We start from the raw sequence: 20,151 nt of genomic DNA on the forward strand, positions 1-20,151 counted from the left end.
TTCAGTTTTCAAAGGTCTACATTAGCTGTTAAAAGAATGTATTTAGAAATCAACATACTGTCATTTCTCATTTATTTAACGCGCTTGATTGTTGCTTTTCAAATATTTCAGCAACTCTTATATCTTATCAACTGACGTTTTGTTTGTCAACTGTTTTTTTCAAAAAATTTTAAAAGTTTTTTGAAATAATATTTCATAAAAGCGCTGCTCACTAAGCAACTTCGTTAGTTTAGCAATCATTGTTACAATTGTCAACAACTTTTTTTCAAGAATATTTCAAGTTGTTTTCAACTGTGTGACTGCTTCGTCAACGTTGATTAATTTACCACGTAATCAAGGGTTGGTCAACATAAAAACAGAAAAAAATTTCGACTACAAAAAAAGCTAAACAAAGCTATTTCTAACGATTGTTCGGCTTTATAACGTATACAAAAATTTAACCTTCAGTTAATAAAATAAAATCAACTTCATTAATGACTTTTATTGAACAAAGCCCCTTAGTAAATTCGGATAATTTTCATAAAAAAAAAGTGCCAAAGTTACAACTTTGGCACTTTTCAACTGAACAATTCTAACAATTTAAGCGGACTTTCTACTAAAATCTCGCCACCTGCGTCCTTTAGTTCTTCGATGGTACCAAAACCATATAAGACTCCGATTGGTAAAACAGCATTTTCTTTTGCTCCTAAGATGTCGTTTTCTCGATCACCAATCATTACTGCATCATTTTTATCCTTCAAACCAGAAGACGCAATAGCATATGCTAAAACCTCTGTTTTTTCTGCCCGTTTATTATCCATGTCTGCTCCATAGATTCCTGTAAAATAAGGGGTAAATTTTAAAAAGTCCAAAATTGCCTTAGCAAAAATTTCTGGCTTGGAAGTAGCTAAATATAACTTTTTCTTGGTAGCAAGTTGATCAAGGGTTTCCTTTATACCCATATAAGGTGTAATTTCAAACATGCCACTAGCTTGATAATATTCACGATAGTAAGCAACTGCTTGTACTGCTTGTTCTTCTGTCATGCCAATTTTCTTAAAAGAGGTAATTAATGGTGGTCCGATAAATGAAAGTAATTTTTCATCTGGCAAATCAGTAAGGTTCATTTTCTTTAATGCATAACGAATAGAAGAAAAAATTCCCTTTTGCGAATTGATGATTGTACCATCCAGATCAAAAAACAAATGATTTTGTTGCAAACAGACGCATCCTTTCTATTTCTACTATTAGTCTACTCCAAAAAAATGGGTTATTGTGAACTTTTTTTGTATGAGCTTGAAGTTTTATGTGCTTACTTATGTTTTAATCCTTACTTTTCTAATTGACTCTTTTTTAATCTTCTAATAGATAAGCATATTAATTGCTGAAAAAACAATTACTCGCTATACTTACTTTTAGTAAGAATAATAATTGAACACTTTGGAGGAATTAAAATGGATACACAAATTAGAGGGCTTCATCATGTGACAGCAATGACTTCTAGCGCTGAAAAAATCTATCGCTTTTTTACTGATATTTTAGGCTTACGTTTAATCAAAAAAACTGTTAACCAAGATGATATTGAAACGTATCACTTATATTTTACCGATGACTTGGGTTCAGCTGGTACAGATATGACTTTTTTTGATTTTCCTGGTATTCCAAAGGGAACAAAGGGAACAAACACTATTTCCCGCACTTCTTTTCGTGTAAAAAATGATGATGCTTTAACTTATTGGGTATCACGTTTTGACGATAACAAGGTTGAACATGGTGAAATTAAAGAACGTTTTGGTAAAAAATATCTTGAATTTGAAGACTTTGACAACCAACGCTATCAATTAATTTCTGACCAAAATAATCAAGGCGTAGCCGGTGGTACACCTTGGAAAAATAGTAATGTTCCAAGTGAACATGCTATTGTTGGCTTAGGCCCTGCTTTTGTAACCATTGAAAATTTAGAACATATGACTTTGGTTCTAACAAATGTTTTAGGTTTTAAAGAAATTGCTAGTGATGGTGATTTTCATTTGTTTGAAATCGGTGAAGGTGGTAACGGTGCTAGCATTATCGTAGAGCATCGCGATGATATTCCTCGCGCCACAGAAGGTTTTGGCAACGTCCATCATTTAGCGTTACGTGTAGCAGATAAAGAGGCTTTAGAATGGTGGATTGGACGCATTAACGAATTAGAATTTCCTAACTCTGGTTTTACAGAACGTTTTTACTTTGCTTCTGAATACTTTATGGCTGCACCAAATGTTTTATTTGAACTGGCGACGGACGGTCCTGGTTTCTTAGAAGATGAAACGTATGAAACAGCTGGTGAAATCTTATCATTACCACCTTTCTTAGAACCAAAACGTCAAGAAATTGAAGACTACGTACGACCATTTGATACAAGTGATGCTAACAAAAAACGCGCATAATCTTTTGTTTGAACATCTCGTATCTATGCCTACATTCTAGTTTGATAAATTACTCGAACACACAGTATAGTTGCTTCATTGTCCACAAGCTATTTTAATCTGCGGACATTTAATCTATATTTGAAGTTGTTCGGGTATTTTTTTATTATAGGAGGCCTAATTATGATTCATTTTTCCGCCGCTGACTTGGGAGCAAAACAAAATTATAAATTTTTAACAGGAGCCGTCTCCCCTCGTCCAATCGCTTGGATAACCACGCAAAACAAAGAGAGTGGTATCGTCAACCTTGCGCCTTTTAGCTTTTTTACAGTTGTATCTAGTGATTTACCTTACGTTTTAATTGCAACAACTCGTAAAAATGGGCAAAAAAAAGACACTGCTAACAATTTGAGTCAAACAAAAGAAGGCGTTATTCACGTGGTAGATGAAAATGTCTTACATCAGATGAATGAAACAGCAGCCAACTTAAAGCCTGACGAAAGTGAACTCGCATTAATCAATCTACCGACGGTGAAAAGTCATAGCGTGACCCCACCTGGTCTTGTTGATCCTTTAATTCGTCTAGAAGTTCGCTTACAACAAGAAATTTCTTTACCTGATGATAACGGCAATATTGTTTCTGACTTATTTATTTTAAAAGTTTTAGATTATTATTTTGCTGAAAAAATATTTGATGTCACTAAAGAGTATATCCTAAGCGAAAAATTACGGCCGGTTGCACGCTTAGCAGGGAATAACTATTCTTTATTTGGCGAAGTGTTAACACTTATCCGCCCTCAGTAATTTACTTCAAATTTTAATTACTGCAAAATCAGTTTAAGACCCTATAACAAAAAAGAATTCTAACCAATTAACTTTGGTCAGAATTCTTTTTTAATTCATCAAGGTTAGCAAAATAATCAGCCGCAGCTTCGTTTAATAACGGCGTAAGTGTTACGCTCATCGGAAAAAACGAAGTAGCATTGTAATATAAATCGGTAATCCGCCAACGATTGCGAATCACAATTGCTAATAAGTCACAAAAGATTTGAACTGGTTGTTTACTTAATATTTGCATCCCAACTATTTGCTCGTTTAAATCTATATGTAAAAAAATTTGACTCCCTTCAGTTGAAGCCAATGTGCCTACTTTTACAGTCGTAATACTCTTTCTTTCTTGTTGCGCTTGTTCCTTGGTTAGTCCTACTGAACCTAGATAAAAACCAAAAAGTTCGGTAGATGAAGTATTTAGATACTTCGGCTGCGGGAATTTCTTGCCACTGATATTGCTTGCTACAGTCCGAGCAGTTTGACGTGCATGTGTCACTTTTGATAGGCGTACTTTTTTATTGGTAATTAATTCTGGTATTCCAATTAAATCTCCCACCGCATAAACGTTTGGCCGAGTAGTTTGTAAATAAGAGTTAACTGCCACTGATTTATCTGGTAAAAGAGTTACCCCATCCCAATAAAGCTCACTATTCGGTCGAGAATTATTTGCAATTACTAACAGGTCACAATCTATTGAAGACTCGATTAACTGTAGTTTTAATCCTTTGTCTTTTTTAGTTACTTCAATGAGATGATCAGCACACAAAACAGCAGTCTTTTTTCGTTCAAATTGTGACAAGAGAAAATCACTAATTTCTTTATCATAATACGCCTGTAATAATCGCTGATTGGGACCAAACAAAACTACCTTTTTCCCATCTTGAAGCAACGCTTCAGCTAACTCAACTCCAGCATGTCCGAGCCCAGAAATCGCAATCGTTTGTGCTGTTTCCAAAGCATCCATTAACTTTTGTGATTGAAAAAATGATTTATAACAATAAATTTCACTAAACTCCGCATACTTTTTTGATACGTATTGACGTGAGCCTGTTGCTAAAACTAAATTTTCATAAGTTTCCGCTAATTTCTTAACACCGTCAGTAAAAAAAACGATTTTCTGTTGCCAGTCAATTTTTATTACTTCATATCCAAAATAGCTTTTAACACCGATTTTGTTTAAATCGGCAATCGGTGCTGTGGCCTCTTGTAGTTTACCAACGGCTTGCTTTAAAACCAGATTAATCCCACTGGCAATGAAAGGTGTCACCGTTTCTTTTTCAATCAAAATCACTTCATGATCTGCATCAAATCTTTTTAATTCCCGTGCTACCATTTGACCACTATGTGAAGCACCAATAATTATCGTTTTTTTCATCAGCAAGCCTCCTTTTCTTTTCATTTTACTTCATTTTTTTTGTTTTTTCTAATATTATAAAGATGATGCAACAGACCAAAATCTTATTTTTTGTTATACACCAATTATTTAAATTACAAGGGGGCATAATTTGTTAAAAAGAGAATTGCTCGAAAAACCATACGATTTAATGAATGACATCTTAGTCTACCTGTACAATAATGGCGGTCAGTGTACTAAGGAAAATCTTTGCCGCAACTTAGTGATTACGCCTAATACGCTAAGTGAATATACCGCTCTTTTACAAAACTTTATTGTAGAAAACGATTTTTTAGCTGATATTACGATTATTGAAGATACTCAAACGTTATTTTTGCAAAAAAAGCCTACTTTTCCCTTAAAATTATGTTATCTGAAGTTTTTGGAACGCTCTATCAAATATCAAATAATAAAATGGTTATTTACCAATGGATCGATTAATGGACCGGTATTTCAAGATTATTTTAATATCAGCTCAGCCACTTACTATCGGCGAGTTACGGAATTGAATGCGCTTTTAGAAGAATTTCAACTTTCGCTTAGACGAGGAAAAATTATCGGAAATGAAAATCAAATACGTTACTTTTACTATTGTTACTTCTGGTTTTTGCGTGAAAACAAAGAAGACTTAGATCAAGAAATCAACAAATTATATATTCCATTAATTGATGAACTAACAGAAGCATTGAATATTACTTTTGATCACTTGGAAGAACTTCAGATTAAACTGTGGATGAAAATAACATTCACGCGACTGAACCAAACTCGAGAATATACTTTTGCGGCAGATTTCGAACGTAAAGATCGCCCCCTCTTTGATGAACTAAATCAAATTTTGTTTCATTATATGAAAAACTACGATCGTCCTTATACGCTTTATGAAGGATTGATGTTTTACGATTTCTTTTGCAGTCTACGAAATTTTTCGGTTTACTCACCTTTTGCATATCGTTTAGCACAGCAACAACGTGAAGAGAAAACATATTTGGATTATCAAAATCAGCAAATTTTAAATTACTTAAATCAAATTGGCTATCTACAAAATAATTTTTCCCGAAACGGCACCGTATTTTGTCACATTATTTGTATCAGTACCACTCGCAACTCTATTATTTTGACGGTTTCATTCTTAATTTTGACTCTTGGGGCTTATTTTTAACCGCCCAAAACTTAAGGGAGCCCTTTAATTTTGATGATGTACACAAGTTTATGGATTTTTGTCAAAAACAATTTTATCCAAATGACCCTTTACAACGTTATCGGAATGTCTTATCTGAAATCAACTATTCATCGATCTTAAATATTGCACAAGATTTAGCCAATAAACATATTGCCATTGCCGTTCACCATAGTTTAAATCCATTTTTAACAGCACTAACGATTCAGTTGTTAAAAAATACCTTAGGCAATAAGTATGAACTCGATTTAACAGTGTATGATGATGAAGCATCTCATGACATTTTATTGTCAAATATCTATAATGAAAATTTTGCAACAAATAGCAGTTATTATTATGTTTTTTCCGATTGTTGTAATCAGTATGATGTGGTAGAAATTGAAAAACTTATTCAACAAGTTATTGCCGATCAATTCACTCAACAGCCTAACGAAGATAATAATCTTACGTAATAACCATTTCATTTTTGAATAAAAAAGTTGCTTTTTTTACTATACCGTCACAATCTATATACGTAACTTTAAACGCGCTCCAATCTTCTCAATTTCAAAAAAATTTTTATCGTAGTATGATGAAAATAACAATAAAAATTGGAGGCGGTTTTATGGCTTGGAACATGAAAGACTACCCTACATCAATGAAAAATTTGGATACGCTTGTCAAAAAGAAGGCAATTGAAATTGCCAATGCCCTACTCGCTGATGATTATCCAGAAGATCGTGCCATTCCAATTGCAATCAGTCAAGCAGAGAAATGGTATAACGAAGCGAGTGAAAAAGAAAAGGCTACATTTAAACAAACAGCTAATCCGCAAAAAGACGATTCCCATCACAAAGATAAAAATGCGACGAAATTACTGGATGCTGATGTTAATGTAAAATATTCCGGTGATATGTGGGAGGTATTTTCGACTGGTGCCAAACGAGCCAGTGATACCTTTGATAAAAAAGAAGATGCCATTGCTCGCGGCAGAAAAATTGCAGCTAATAAGAAATCCACCTTAAAAATTTATAAACAAGATGGTACTTTACAAACATCTTATGACTATAGCGAAGAAAAATAGCATATATTTCCGAAATAAAAAAGTCATTGCCTTATGAAGCGAGTCGCAAGAGTTAGACCAAAAAAGCTAACTTTTAGGAGCACTTCACTACACTTTAGGCGATGGCTTTTTTATCTTGCCTTAACAGTATCATGCTTAAGTTTTTCCGATTATTTTCTTAAACTCCTCACTAACATCTTTGCTCGTTTATTTACAAAATTTTAAACGTCAAATTTTATTTACAATCTTATTGGTTGACATTTTTAAACCAACAAATTAAACTCAGAAAAGCAACCGTTTAAAAAAATAAACCAATAAATTCAAAACCGAATTCACAAAAAATGGAGGAAAAGAAAATGACAAAGAAAATGAAGGCAGCTGTAATTGATCACTATAAACAACCCATGCCAAAACTAAAGGAAGTCAATGTGCCAAATATTCGCACAAACGATGTATTGGTAAAAATTGTCGCCGCCAGCATTAATCCGATTGATTTAAAAACCAAAGACGGCGGACTGAAAATGTTACTTAAATATGAGATGCCGATGATTATGGGCAGTGATTTTTCAGGCGTTATTACAAAAGTTGGGGCAAATGTTTCCAAATATCAAGTTGGTGATGCTGTTTATGGGCGCGTCCAAAAAAATCGGATTGGTACTTTTGCAGAATATATCGCCGTTGACCAAGGAGACATCGCTTTAAAACCGGATAATATCAATTTTGAAGAAGCGGCGTTAATTCCTTTGGTAGGCTTAACTAGCTATCAAGCACTACATGATATTATGCAAATTAAGCCCAGACAAAAAGTTATGATTCAAGGAGGTTCTGGTGGTATTGGTACCATTGCTATCCAAATCGCCAAATATCTCGGTGCCTATGTTGCCACGACCACTTCCGCAGATAATTTTGACTTGGTTAAATCTCTAGGCGCTGATTATCTTATTGATTATCGGACAACAGATTTTTCTACGGTACTTTCAGATTATGATTATGTCTTTGATACTCGTGGCGGCAAAACATTAGAAGATGCCTTTAAAATTGTTAAACCCGGTGGCAAAGTAGTTAGCATTGCTGGATTACCAAACCAACGCTTTGGTAAAGAATATGGCGTGCCATTGTGGAAACAATTGGCTTTTGGTTTGGCTACCCATAAATTAACCAAATTGGAAAAACAAACAGGTGCTTCTTATACTTTCTTATTTATGAAACCCAGTGGTGCACAACTGGATATTTTAGGCCAATTGATTGAAACAGAAACTATTAAGCCTATTATTGACCGAGTGGTACCTTTTACAGAAATTGAAAAAGCACTTACCTATTCAAAATCTGGACGAGCAAAAGGTAAAATTATTTTGCAAATGACCAATGATTCAAAAAACGAGGTACGAAAATGATAACAACTAGTTTATTATTTATCTTAGTATTCATTGGACTATTTTTAATCCGTCGTGCCGAAAAACGCGCTATTACAAAGACAACACTCTTATTGGAAATGACGGCCACTACAACTTTGAGTTATTTAGCGGCATTGATTATCTGGCTTTTAGCTAATCGCTTTTCTTTACTGCATAATACTGGTGTAACATGGCTTATCTGGTTACTCATGTTCATTTGTGGCGTAATTGGCGTCCGTACCCTAGGGAATCGCTTGAAAGAAACCAGTCAAGAAACAAAAAACATCTGGATTATACCTTTTGCAAAAGAACTGGCATATCACGCTTCTGTTTTTTGGAAATTGATTGTTGTCATTGCAATGATGACTTTTCTTAGCACGGCTATGCTACCGAATAACTTTTTCTTACTTTCCTTGAGTTTTACACTTACAGTAGCTCTGATGATGGAAAGTGCCGTCAAGCTGTTTCGTTTGTAAAATAAAACTATAAAAGCTACCATTTACTCAACTCAGATTACTAAAGGAGATAATAATATGGCAGAACAAAATGATATGATTCAAACATTATTAAATCACTGCTCTGTGCGAAATTTTACCGAACAGAAAATCGATAAAAATACAAAACAAACCATTCTCACTTGTGCACAAATGGCACCAACTTCCAGTTATTTGCAAGCATACTCGATTATCGAAGTCACCGATATTGAAAAACGCAATGCCTTAAGCGAAATTTCTGGTGGACAAGAATGGGTTACAAAAGCGCCGTTAGCCTTGGTTTTCTGTGCCGATTTACATCGAAGTGAAACATTATTAGAAGTTTCTGATGAGGCAGTTTTTGAAAACACTGAGCTTTATACCGTGGCAGTAGTCGATGCTTCACTAGCGGCACAAAAAGCGCTAATTGCTGCACAAAGTATGGGGTTAGGTGGCATTACAGTCGGAGGTATTCGTAATGATATGCCCCACTTAGCGACTCTTTTCAACTTACCAGCTAAAGTGGTACCACTTTTTGTTTTATGTATCGGTTATCCCGCTGAACCTGCTGTGCAAAAACCACGGTTGCCACAAGCATTCGTCGTTGGTAAAGATAGTTACCCAGATGAAAGTATGAGTATTGCAACTTATAACCAAACCGTTAGCGACTTTTTCTACCACTTAACAAATGGTGTTGATCAGTACAACTGGGTAGAACGTTGCAGCCATGCCATTAATCAAAAACCCCGTTATGAAGTAACTGATTTTGTCAAAAAAGCAGGATTACTATTAAAATAATTCGCGATGTATACAAATCACATAATAGCTATTGTTATGAAACGTCATTATTTTAAAAGCCGATTGTAACAGAAGTATTCGGCTTCAAGAATAAGAATGAGTTTTAAGAAAATCGTTGTTCAAATTTTAGCGAAATTTCAGCTCATGACTTATTAAAAAAATTCACTTCTGGAACACACCGATAAAAAAAGCAGTATGACAAGAATTTTGTCATACTGCTTTTTTAACTTACTTCAATACATCATTTAATGCTTCACTCATAGTTGGATGAGAATAAATATGATCTCGTAATAAAGTATATGGTAATTGTCCTTTCATAGCTAGGGCAATTAAGTTGATGACTTCATGAGATTCTTCAGCATAAATGCTAGCACCTAAAATTTGATCATTTTCTGGATCTACTAATACTTTGAACATCCCTTTTGGATCTTCTAACACTTGTGCTTTTGGCACACCTGCACTCATAAATTTAAACAATTTATATGGTACGCCCGCTTTTTTAGCTGCTTTTTCCGTTAAGCCAACATTAGATAGCGGTGGTGTAATAAAGACGCTGTATGGTACTACATTGCGATCAGATACGCGGCGTTTACTTTCACCTACTAATTGATCTAAAATAATCCGATAATCATCTAATGAAATATAAGTAAACTGTAAACCGCCTTTTACATCCCCAATTGCCCAAACATTTTCCGCTGTCGTTTTTAAAAGATCATCTACCACAATTGCGCCACGATCATCAACTTTAATGTTTGTATTTTCCAATCCTAAATTAGCCGTATTTGGTTTTCTACCAGTAGCAGCTAATACTTTGTCTGCTTTAATTGTCTTTTCTGCCCCATTTTCTGTAAAGGTGACACTGACAAAATCTTCACCATCTTCAACTTTATCAACTGAAACCCCTAAATGAAAGCTAATACCAGCAGCGGTTAAATCTTGATAAATCATTTCTGATACATCATCATCTTCTCTTGGAATGAACTCTTGATGGGCATCTAAAACGACAACTTTACTACCATAATTTGCAAACATGGCCGCAAATTCTAAACCGATATATCCTGCTCCAATAATTACTAATGTTTCTGGCAATGTATTTTGATCCATTGCACTAGTTGAATCAAGTAAATAATTACTCGTAGCTAAACCAGGAATTGGTAAAATTATTGGCAAGGCGCCAGTGTTAATGAAGATTTTTTCCCCTTCAACTTGCATAGTTGTTTGATCAGGTAAGGTTACTTCTAAAACATGATCGGAAATAAACTTCGCAGTGCCATCCAAAACTGTCCCCGTTGGTTCATCGGCAATCATGTGGTAATTTTTATTGCGCAACTTACCAGTCAATTTTTCTTTATGGTCAACTGCTGTGGTAAAATCCAACTTTTTCTCACCATTTATAATGAGGGATTTTGACGGAATACAACCGATATTGATACAAGTTCCCCCGTACATCCGCTGTGATTTTTCAATTACTAAAACAGATTGTCCCTTAGCCGCTAATGTTTTGGCTAATGTTTTACCACCTTTACCAAAACCGATAATAATATTTTCATATTTTTCCATGTTGCACCTCCATTAATCAACTTATGATTTTGTTTCATCATAAGTTGATTATAGAAGAGGGTTGAAGAAGATGTAAAATCATTTGATTGGTACTATTAGAAAACTTGAAGGCAACAATGCATAAGATAGCGTACGAATCAAGAAATTTTTATAGTTTACCACTAACAATAATCAGGTTTCTAGTTATCTAATAAATACATTGTTCAATAAACAAAAATTTACCGCCCAAGTTTGTAAAGCATAAACTGCTTCCTTACTTGCGCGGAATCTAGAGGGAAAAGTTGTTTCTATCCAACTAAACTTTTCTATTATATATCCCTAACCCTTTAAGAAAATTACGCATATATTTATCGCCACAAGGTTTGAAATTTCGCTGGCCTTCTTTTCGTAAAAAAGCCCCAATCTCTCCTTTTGATGGATAAAGCGCAACTTCTGCAAAGATAGCTAAGATATCTTCTGTAGTCATCGAAAGGGCAATCTTCACCTTTTTTAACATAACGTTATTAATATGTTTTATTTCCTTACTTTTTTGCGATTTTTCTTCTACAGGTTTATCCTTTTGTGGTCCCCGTGCAAGAAGAATTAAGCCATTTAAAAACGCATCAAAAACTTGATTATTTATCGCTTTTTCATAAACATTATTTCCCTTATTATCTTCGTGTTTATCTTGAACTTTTGTCAATATCGTCCGCATCTCTTCTTTGGTTACAGGTACCCCGCCCAATTCAAACGCTTTTATCATATCAGAATCTTTTAAATCAATCGCATAACGCAATCGCAATAATCTATCATTGTTATTCATTTATTTCCCCTAACTTGTTATTTATTACTTACTTTAAGCATAACTTTATTTAATAAGTTTCAACTTAGCATAAATAGCAAGAAATTACATCCCCTGCTTTAGAAAACTAGAAATTATGCAGATTTATTTTGCGTTTAAAGTTGTAGCAGGCTTTACTTTTAATAACACTTCAATCGTTCAAAGTAAACAATCAACTATATCTATAGCTATTTTTTCTTACCCTTCTCCTTTAAAACCAAAAAGACACTACATTTTCTTTTAAACTCACAGTAATTAAAGCAATTTTGGAACTTCCTCAAGGTGCATCCACAGTTCTAATTTCTACACCTAATCCACGAAAATGCATAATACTGTGATTGGCTTCTCCAGTATTAGCGTCAACAGAAATTGCTGCACTTGGGGCGCCCTCTACCATTACATAGATATTATAAAACCCACTTCCATCCTCATTTAAAAAGATCTTACCCGGATTCATATTTTGAAAACTAACTTGTTGACCATCTGAGTTGAAACTATAAAAGTTCTCTGCAATATCTAATGCCTGTCTTTCTGTAATTGAAAAAGTGGAATCCATTTCGTTTCCAGAAGCTAGTTGTTGCTCTTCAGCTTTTTGTTTTGCTATCTTTTCTTCAGCTGCCTTTTTTTCAGCTTCTTCTTTTGCTTTTTGCTCAGCAGCTTCTTTTTCAGCTAACGCTATTTTCTCAATCTCTGTTAAATTCAATTGGGAAAGTTCTACTGTCTTAGCTAGTAAATCTTTGTAATATGTACCTTGTAGTTTTTCACTTTGAATAACCTTCAGTTTCTCATTTGACTCAGTATACTTCTTCTCCTCAGACAATTTTTCCGCCTCATTATACAATTTCATACTCTCATCAAGCGTATTCTTAATAGCACTAAATTCTTCACCAACTTTTTGAACATGTTTCTTAATGGTATCTGGTACATTTTTATCATTCGAAAGTTTAGTTGATAAATCCAAACCTTTCTCCAAATCCTCTTCTTCTTGGTATTTAAGTAAGATTTGATAATTTTTTACTGCAGCTAAGTAATTCTCCGCTTTTTTATCATCATTTTTTTCTTTCAAAGCTGTTTCAAAATAGCCTTTTGCCTTAGGATAATTCTGGTCTGCCACTGCTTGAATACCGTCTGTCATTGCAGATTGGTACGCTTCTTCTGACTTATTTGAACAACCCACCAGTAACAAAGAACTAATTGCTAACCCTAACAAAATTTTCTTCACAATTTTCCCCACCTTTCCTTATAAGTGTATCATTAGGTCGCTTTTTACAGCAAACGTTTTCAACGAAGAGTAAACTCTGATCGCTTACTTACAAAGCACGGATTGTTAGCATTTAGAAGTAGTTAGTAAGAAGATAAATTAGCCAGCTTTTGGCTTTCATTAAATCGACTCTATAAAAAAGACAGCAAAAAACCGCATCACTTATGATACGGTTCCCCATGATTAATCCGAAAGGCGCGATAGATTTGTTCTACTAAAATCAGTCGCATTAATTGGTGCGGGTACGTCATTTTGCCAAATGAAATTGCTGCATTACTCCGTTTCATAACAGCAGTACTTAACCCTAGTGAGCCACCAATGACAAAAACAAAATTACTTTTTCCTTGTACCATTAGCTGGGCCATTTGCTTAGCAAAAGCCTCACTGGTTGGATTTTCACCTTCAATTGCTAAGGCAAAAACATAATCTTGTTCTTTGATTTTAGCTAAAATTCGCTCTCCTTCTTTGTCTTTTACTTGTTGCATTTGAGCTGCACTTAAATTTTCTGGTGCTTTTTCATCGGCTACTTCAATTAACTCGATTTTTGTATAACCGCCTAAACGTTTCATGTATTCTTTTATCCCTTGCACGAGATATTTTTCTTTTAATTTGCCGACTGCAATAATTTTAATTTGCATATTTTACCTCTTTTCCCCAAATGTTCATAAGTCTGTTTTAGTTTACCACAAAGTTTTACACATTCATTTTTCTTTTCACTAAATATTTATTACGCAAAAATGGCGAGTTAATCCTACCAAAGCATAGCAAACATACGTTTCCACATTTTTATCCACATTGTTCACAAGTCTGTGGATAACTAATCCCCAATTTTTACAAAAGTGCAATAACAATCATTTTCAAAGGGAAAGATAAAATTTCTTCATTTGTGAAATATTTCCTACCAACTTTTTCATATTTTATTCAAAGTCTATAATTAGACTAAACTCAGCAATAAATCATATACTATAATTATAAGAATTCCACAACAAGGGGGAAACAAACATGCAAAGAAAAAAATCAGGTGGCGCGCTTAGTCGCTTTTTCATCGGGATATTAGGTGGTGTATTAGGAGCAGCCTTAGTAGGTGGTGGTTTTTATCTCGCCAATGGCTCCAATTTACAACCAAGTAATACCTCAGAACAAACAACAACCGCGAGTGGTGAAACAAAAGTATCAAATGTAAAAGTCGATGCAGATACAGATATTACTTCTGCCGTAGAAAAAGTTCAAGATGCTGTCGTATCAGTTATTAATTTACAAAAACAACAAGCCTCTTCAAGTAATCCATTTGGAGACTTATTTGGTCAAGGACAATCTGAGTCAGAATCAGACAGTGATAGTGGGTCTGGTGACTTACAAGCAGTCGGTGAAGGTAGTGGTGTCATTTATAAAAAGGATGGCAATACTGCTTATGTAGTTACTAATAATCACGTTGTTGAAGGACAAGATGGATTAGAAGTTGTTTTAAAAGATGGCGAAAAAATTAAAGCCGAATTAGTTGGAACAGATACTTATACTGACTTAGCAGTTCTAAAGATTAGTAGTGATAAAGTTGATAAAACAGCTACTTTTGGTGATTCTTCAGCCTTGAAGGTTGGTGAACCTGCGATTGCAATTGGTTCGCCTTTAGGTTCTCAATACGCTAACTCTGTTACTTCTGGGATTATTTCTTCTTTAAATCGCCAAGTCTCTGATTCACAAACTGGCGTAAATATCAGTGCAATTCAAACTGATGCTGCAATTAACCCTGGTAACTCTGGTGGTCCTTTAGTTAATATTGCCGGTCAGGTAATTGGTATTAATTCAAGTAAGATTGCCTCAACGAACTCTTCTAGTTCTGACATTAGCGTTGAAGGTATGGGCTTTGCCATTCCAAGTAATGACGTAGTTTCTATTATTAATCAACTTGAAAAAGATGGCAAAGTTACTCGCCCAGCTCTTGGTATTACTATGGTAGACTTATCAGCTGTTACATCACAACAACAAGAACAAATCTTAAAAGTACCTAGCTCACTTAAAAATGGGGTTGTCATCACGACGGTTCAAAATGCAACTCCAGCAGAACAAGCTGGCTTAAAACAATATGATGTGATCACTAAAATTGATGGCAAAGAAGTCGACTCTACTTCTGATTTACAATCTGCTTTATATAAGAAAAAAGTCGGCGATTCCATTGAAATTACCTATTACCGTGGTAGCAAAGAACACACAACAAAAGTCGCCTTAACAATCGACCAATCTGCTTTAAAGCAAAATAATTAATTTTAAACAGGATTTCATCCGCAGCCTTTAGAAAAGGTTGCGGATGTTTTTGTCGAAAGACTGATAATTTTTAATTCTTAACCAATTGCACACACTATTCAACTACAAAAATTTAGCACAATAAAAAAGCTTCCTACTTAATGTAAGAAGCTTTTCTTGTTGTCTAGCTTTACACACGAACTCTGCGCACATTGAATCAAAATAACAAGAAATATGCGAAATAATTTTTATCATGCTACCCTAAACCAAAAGAGTTATGCGCGTTTAAATTCACTACCAACGACTGCATCTTGGCTTAATTCTAAAATACCTTTTTTCTGTGGCGCATTGGGTAACTCTAATTCTTTAGCTGAACAAATCATGCCATAACTTTCAACCCCACGTAAAACGCCTGGCCAAATTAGCATTCCATCAGGCATCATTGTACCAGGTTTTGCTACAACGACTTTTAAACCTTCCCGAATATTTGGTGCGCCGCAAACAATTTGTAAAACTTCACCATTGTCTACTTCCGTTTCAGTGATTGATAAATGATCACTGTCTGGATGTGGCACACAACTTTTGACAAAACCAACTACAAAATGAGGTTCATGATCATAAGGTAATTTTTCATTAAAACCTGAAATTGCTAATTTTTCATTTAAAAGATCGATTTGTTCATCAGTTAATGAAATGGCGCCATTGCCAGTTAATTCTAGAAATTCAGAAACGTGGAAAAAGTTCCAGCCGACAATTGTACCTGCGCTATTTTTAATTTGCGCAATATTGAATTTTCGTTCAACCGTTTGTTCCAATCCCTGATCGTCAGCCATCATTACAAGTAAAGTATCGCCAACATGGGCTTTGTTGTATGCAAAAATCACAACGTTTCCTCCTTAAAAACACTTTTAAAAATTAGTAGCGGAAGTTTTAAAACTTCCGCTAGCTATCTTACCAAAAAAGCAAGGAATCGTCATGCTTTTTCGTTCTTTTCTTCATAAGTTACCACTAAAACATCACAAGGAGCTTCGCGAATAACAAAACTTGCCACACTTCCGGTCATAAAGCGTTCGACTGCATTTAAGCCTGATTGTCCTACCATCACCAAATCAATATCATACTTTTCTGGTAATTGTGTCGCCATTGCAGTTTTGGCAGAGCCATAAGCTACAATACCTTCAATATTCGTAAAATCAACTGATTTGCCATAGTCCTTACATTCTTCAATCAACACTTTGGCTGCCTCAGTTTCTTGATCGACAATATTTTGATTCAATGAACTGTACCCCATTAAAACGGGGACATTTTGTTGAATGACATTTGCCACATAAACTTTACCATCGTTACGTCGAGCAACTTCCACTGCTTTTTGAAATGCTTGCGTTGCTTGTTCAGAACCGTCAATGCCGACTAAAATGTTTTGATACACCTGTCTACTCATTGCAATCTCCTCTTTTCCAAAGCTTATAAACTGTTCAAAAAATCTTCAATCTCCGCTTTTGTTTTACGATCTTTATTAACCAAACGTCCTAGTTCTTTGCCATCTTTTATGACCACTAGACTAGGAATACCAAAAATATTCCACTTAGCTGCAACATCAATATATTTATCTCGGTCAACTTCAATAAATTTATACTGCGGAAAATCAGCTTCAATTTCTGGTAATGCAGGTTTAATAAACCGACAATCGCCACACCAATCAGCTGTGAAGAAAAAGACATTTTGCCCCTTATCTACGTAAGTTGCTAATTCTTCTAAATTTTTAGGAATAATCATGGGTCTCTCCTCTTTTTAACGCCATTTTTTCGGAATTACTGACTATTTACCACCAATAATCGTTTCCACTGTACTTTTATCTAAACCTTTTAAAGTTTGGATTAACATTTCCCGTGCTGCTTCAAAATCAGCGATACTAAACATCGTTTGATGAGTATGAATATAGCGACCACAAACACCAATAACGGTACTTGGCACACCTTCATTTGTTGTATGAGCTGCACCTGCATCTGTACCACCTTTTGAAACAAAGTATTGATATGGAATGTTGTGGGTTGCGGCTGTATCTAACAAGTACTCTTTTAAGCGAGGCAACATAATCAAACCAGGATCATAAATACGCATTAAAGTACCTTCGCCTAAATGACCAAATGTTCCATTTTTTGTGACGGTATCATCGGCAGCAGAACAATCAACGGCAAAGAATAAATCCGGTTTGAATTTTGAAACAGAAGGTTTTGAACCACGTAAACCAACTTCTTCTTGCACATTTGCACCGGCAATTAAAGTATGCCCTAATTTTTCATTTTCTAAAGCTTCTAATGCTTCTAAAACTAAGGTACAACCGTAACGATTATCCCAAGCTTTACTAATAATATTTTTACCATTAGCTGTTTTAATTGTTTCTACTTGCGGTACGATAGTGTCTCCTGGTAAAACACCATATTCTAGTGCTTCTTCTTTTGAAGCAAAACCAGCATCAAATAAAATACTTTCAACTGAAACATTTTGTTGACCACTCGTTCCTCTTAATAAATGTGGTGGAACAGAGCTTGAAATACAAGGATAATTATGCCCTGTTGAAGTTTTCAAAGTAAAACGTTGTGCTGATACTACGTAAGGATTCCAACCACCCAATGGTACAACTTTAAATAAGCCAGTCGGAGTAATTTCTGTTAGCATAAAACCAACTTCATCCATATGCGCTGCGACCATTACGCGGGGAGCATCTTCATCTTCATGATGACGAATACCAAAAATCCCACCTAAACCATCTTGTTGCATTTCATCTACAAGTGGCGTCATTTTTTCTTTCATATACGCTCTGACTTCATGTTCAAAGCCACTTGTTCCTTGTAGTTCTGTTAATTCTTTAATACGTGCAAATGTTTTTTCTTCCATCTATTTGCGCCCGGAGGCTAACCCTTCTTTCATAAAAATCTTTACGTGCCTATTATAGCATAACAAATTCCCAGACAAATTCATTCACGCCAAAAGTAGTTTTTTCTATGTATTTTTTTACTTTGTGATAGAATAAAAGTGGATAAAAAAGAAGATATCCTCTGCAACTTACTAGCAGAGATTAGATGAAAAATATAGGAGGGCGCCTAATGAACAACGAAAATGAAATTTCATATTTTAAAGGCGGACTGGCGCTAGGAATGGGCGTTGGTCTAGTGAGTGGGATGGCTTCTGCTTTTTGGCTACAACGCAAAAAAAATTTACGAGCGGATGATGTTTTACAAATCGTTAAAGATGAGTTTTTAAAAGAAGGACCAATTGAAGGCTCTTGGATTAACTTTGAAAAACAACCTTTACGTAAATTTGCCGTCCATTCTGAAGGCTATGAAGGTGGCATTACACGTTTAGAAGACGATCAGTTAGTCACCTATGAGTTTTTGGCTGACGCTAAAACAGGTACTGTTTTAGACATCAAACGGGTTAAAATCAATTAATTTTATTTGACACAAAAACTAAGTTCTTTATCTACACCAAAAGACTGAAAGTTACACGTTAACTGTAGCTTTCAGTCTTTTTTCGTATCCACAAGTGACTTTTATTATCTTTGTGGTCATTAGTAACAATGAAAATTATTCTTTTATTTTTAAATTACCTAATAACGTTTTAATATCTAACTGGATAGCGTACTCGATATTCTTATTGGTGTGATGACGATACGCCTTGGCACCACTTTCAAACATTGCAAATAACGAATCTCCATCGGTATTGATCTGCTCAAGATAAGGCGGGAAATCCAGTACAAGTTTTGCTGACTCAGGATTAAAGCCTCCTTTTGTATCTTGTAAATCAAAAACATATAATTTGCTATCACGATTACCAAAAGATTGCGACATAAACATGTAATTTTTCCAATAAGAAATTCCTTGAATTTTTTTCAAGATATGAGTGGTATCTTCAGAATTTAAATCATCTGCTGCCCCTAAGTCATTAAGTGACTGCGTTTGGGTAACAACAGAAACTAGATCCCCTTTAGTATCAAAAGGAAACATCGCTAATTTACCTTCTTTTTTATTAGAAAAATAGCCGACAACTAAAAAGGGATCCAAATAAGCCAAAAGAGAGGCTTTCGGAATATCTCCGATTGGAATTGTCATATCATAGCGGATTGGCTGGCTTTTTTCAGCTAAATCATAATCGGCCAATGTATCTGTTAATAACAAAGATAAACTTGCTTTTTTATTTGTTTCAGTTGCCAACCACAACTGCTGTGCTTCTTTGCGATAAACTATCCCACCTAAATGAGGCTCTCCTGGTACGACAATTGTTTTTTCCCATTTTTTCGTCTTTTTATCGATTACTTGTACCACAGAATGATGTTCATGCAAATGACAATACTCACTTATATAAATTTTATCAGCACTCATAGCAATCCCTTGTGGTGTTAAATCGTGACATAAAGATTTTTCACCGTTTTTTAACGCGATACTTTCCCCTTCAAAAAGACCTGGGATAGGGTACATCCCTGCTTTAGGATCATCTGCTGGAAGCAGTGCCGCTTTAACTTCAGGATATTCTTTTAAAATCGTCAATTGTTGCTCTTTTGTTTTTAGAACATTGGCTTTTTTACTATCATTTTGATAAACGTTATACCCAATTCCTACCATAATAATGAATAAAACACTGCCTAAAATAATCCAACTCTTTTTCATCTAACCCCTCCTTTTATTAAGAATCAAATGTAAAAGAAAAGCACCTAAAGCAGAAGAATATGCACGTTTTAAATGCTTTTGAATGTAAGCTATAAGCAAATACATCA

Annotated in this window: 21 protein-coding genes; 10 read left to right on the forward strand and 11 right to left on the reverse strand. The window is 34.8% G+C overall.

Features of this window, described 5'->3' with window-relative positions:
* Positions 1 to 557 precede the first annotated feature (557 nt).
* Entirely contained in the window at positions 558 to 1,199 is a 642-nt protein-coding gene (locus RU96_RS08345; protein ID WP_071865079.1) for an HAD-IA family hydrolase, read from the reverse strand.
* Positions 1,200 to 1,433: 234 nt separating this feature from the next.
* On the opposite strand from RU96_RS08345, the gene RU96_RS08350 reads away from it, so the two are divergent.
* Complete coding sequence (locus RU96_RS08350) at positions 1,434 to 2,408, forward strand: ring-cleaving dioxygenase (RefSeq protein ID WP_071865080.1); 975 nt, start codon at positions 1,434 to 1,436, stop codon at positions 2,406 to 2,408.
* 162 nt (positions 2,409 to 2,570) lie between these two features.
* On the forward strand, positions 2,571 to 3,191 hold the full coding sequence (locus RU96_RS08355; RefSeq protein ID WP_071865081.1) for a flavin reductase family protein: 621 nt from the start codon (positions 2,571 to 2,573) through the stop codon (positions 3,189 to 3,191).
* Between the two features lie 67 nt (positions 3,192 to 3,258).
* Here the strand turns inward: RU96_RS08355 and RU96_RS08360 are convergent, their stop codons facing one another.
* Positions 3,259 to 4,593: an NAD(P)/FAD-dependent oxidoreductase gene (locus RU96_RS08360; protein WP_071865082.1), complete on the reverse strand. Its 1,335-nt coding sequence runs from the start codon at positions 4,591 to 4,593 to the stop codon at positions 3,259 to 3,261.
* 130 nt (positions 4,594 to 4,723) lie between these two features.
* Here RU96_RS08360 and RU96_RS08365 point away from each other — a divergent pair, with 130 nt between their 5' ends.
* The 6 genes from RU96_RS08365 to RU96_RS08385 all read left to right on the forward strand — a co-directional run bounded on the left by RU96_RS08365 (position 4,724) and on the right by RU96_RS08385 (position 9,495).
* A complete protein-coding gene (locus RU96_RS08365; protein ID WP_249024166.1) occupies positions 4,724 to 5,770 on the forward strand; it encodes an AcpB/EbpR/MafR family transcriptional regulator in 1,047 nt (348 codons plus the stop codon).
* A gap of 50 nt (positions 5,771 to 5,820) precedes the next feature.
* The gene (locus tag RU96_RS13200; protein WP_249024167.1) at positions 5,821 to 6,240 is read left to right on the forward strand and encodes a hypothetical protein; all 420 of its coding nucleotides are present in this window, start codon (positions 5,821 to 5,823) and stop codon (positions 6,238 to 6,240) included.
* Between the two features lie 152 nt (positions 6,241 to 6,392).
* Complete coding sequence (locus tag RU96_RS08370; protein WP_071865083.1) at positions 6,393 to 6,851, forward strand: DUF2188 domain-containing protein; 459 nt, start codon at positions 6,393 to 6,395, stop codon at positions 6,849 to 6,851.
* A gap of 335 nt (positions 6,852 to 7,186) precedes the next feature.
* Positions 7,187 to 8,224, forward strand: a complete 1,038-nt coding sequence (locus RU96_RS08375) for an NADP-dependent oxidoreductase (RefSeq protein ID WP_071865084.1) — start codon at positions 7,187 to 7,189, stop codon at positions 8,222 to 8,224.
* Entirely contained in the window at positions 8,221 to 8,700 is a 480-nt protein-coding gene (locus RU96_RS08380; protein ID WP_071865085.1) for a hypothetical protein, read from the forward strand. Before RU96_RS08375 ends, RU96_RS08380 begins: the two co-directional genes overlap by 4 nt.
* A 57-nt stretch (positions 8,701 to 8,757) precedes the next feature.
* Entirely contained in the window at positions 8,758 to 9,495 is a 738-nt protein-coding gene (locus RU96_RS08385; RefSeq protein WP_071865086.1) for an NADPH-dependent oxidoreductase, read from the forward strand.
* A gap of 228 nt (positions 9,496 to 9,723) precedes the next feature.
* Here RU96_RS08385 and RU96_RS08390 read toward each other — a convergent pair whose 3' ends face one another.
* From RU96_RS08390 to rlmH, 4 genes are all read right to left on the reverse strand, one after another.
* Entirely contained in the window at positions 9,724 to 11,055 is a 1,332-nt protein-coding gene (locus RU96_RS08390) for an FAD-dependent oxidoreductase (protein ID WP_071865087.1), read from the reverse strand.
* 295 nt (positions 11,056 to 11,350) lie between these two features.
* The gene (locus RU96_RS08395) at positions 11,351 to 11,857 is read right to left on the reverse strand and encodes a YehS family protein (protein ID WP_071865088.1); all 507 of its coding nucleotides are present in this window, start codon (positions 11,855 to 11,857) and stop codon (positions 11,351 to 11,353) included.
* Between the two features lie 295 nt (positions 11,858 to 12,152).
* On the reverse strand, positions 12,153 to 13,097 hold the full coding sequence (locus tag RU96_RS12955; protein ID WP_071865089.1) for a hypothetical protein: 945 nt from the start codon (positions 13,095 to 13,097) through the stop codon (positions 12,153 to 12,155).
* A 197-nt stretch (positions 13,098 to 13,294) separates the two neighbouring features.
* Entirely contained in the window at positions 13,295 to 13,774 is a 480-nt protein-coding gene (rlmH, locus tag RU96_RS08405) for a 23S rRNA (pseudouridine(1915)-N(3))-methyltransferase RlmH (RefSeq protein ID WP_071865090.1), read from the reverse strand.
* Between the two features lie 364 nt (positions 13,775 to 14,138).
* Between rlmH and RU96_RS08410 the strand changes: the two genes are divergently transcribed.
* Positions 14,139 to 15,398 carry a S1C family serine protease gene (locus RU96_RS08410; RefSeq protein ID WP_071865091.1) on the forward strand — a complete coding sequence of 420 codons (1,260 nt, stop codon included), beginning with the start codon at positions 14,139 to 14,141 and terminating at the stop codon, positions 15,396 to 15,398.
* Between the two features lie 254 nt (positions 15,399 to 15,652).
* Here RU96_RS08410 and ytpR read toward each other — a convergent pair whose 3' ends face one another.
* From ytpR to pepA, 4 genes are all read right to left on the reverse strand, one after another.
* A complete protein-coding gene (ytpR, locus tag RU96_RS08415) occupies positions 15,653 to 16,261 on the reverse strand; it encodes a YtpR family tRNA-binding protein (RefSeq protein WP_071865092.1) in 609 nt (202 codons plus the stop codon).
* 89 nt (positions 16,262 to 16,350) lie between these two features.
* Complete coding sequence (locus RU96_RS08420) at positions 16,351 to 16,818, reverse strand: universal stress protein (RefSeq protein ID WP_071865093.1); 468 nt, start codon at positions 16,816 to 16,818, stop codon at positions 16,351 to 16,353.
* 23 nt (positions 16,819 to 16,841) lie between these two features.
* Positions 16,842 to 17,153, reverse strand: a complete 312-nt coding sequence (locus tag RU96_RS08425) for a thioredoxin family protein (protein ID WP_071865094.1) — start codon at positions 17,151 to 17,153, stop codon at positions 16,842 to 16,844.
* A gap of 42 nt (positions 17,154 to 17,195) precedes the next feature.
* Positions 17,196 to 18,275: a glutamyl aminopeptidase gene (gene pepA, locus RU96_RS08430; protein ID WP_071865095.1), complete on the reverse strand. Its 1,080-nt coding sequence runs from the start codon at positions 18,273 to 18,275 to the stop codon at positions 17,196 to 17,198.
* Positions 18,276 to 18,484: 209 nt separating this feature from the next.
* On the opposite strand from pepA, the gene RU96_RS08435 reads away from it, so the two are divergent.
* The gene (locus tag RU96_RS08435; protein WP_071865096.1) at positions 18,485 to 18,829 is read left to right on the forward strand and encodes a PepSY domain-containing protein; all 345 of its coding nucleotides are present in this window, start codon (positions 18,485 to 18,487) and stop codon (positions 18,827 to 18,829) included.
* Between the two features lie 135 nt (positions 18,830 to 18,964).
* Here the strand turns inward: RU96_RS08435 and RU96_RS08440 are convergent, their stop codons facing one another.
* Positions 18,965 to 20,044, reverse strand: a complete 1,080-nt coding sequence (locus RU96_RS08440; RefSeq protein WP_071865097.1) for a YncE family protein — start codon at positions 20,042 to 20,044, stop codon at positions 18,965 to 18,967.
* Between the last annotated feature and the right edge of the window lie 107 nt (positions 20,045 to 20,151).

The sequence above is a fragment of the Enterococcus canintestini genome, assembly GCF_001885735.1.
Taxonomy (GTDB): domain Bacteria; phylum Bacillota; class Bacilli; order Lactobacillales; family Enterococcaceae; genus Enterococcus_C; species Enterococcus_C canintestini.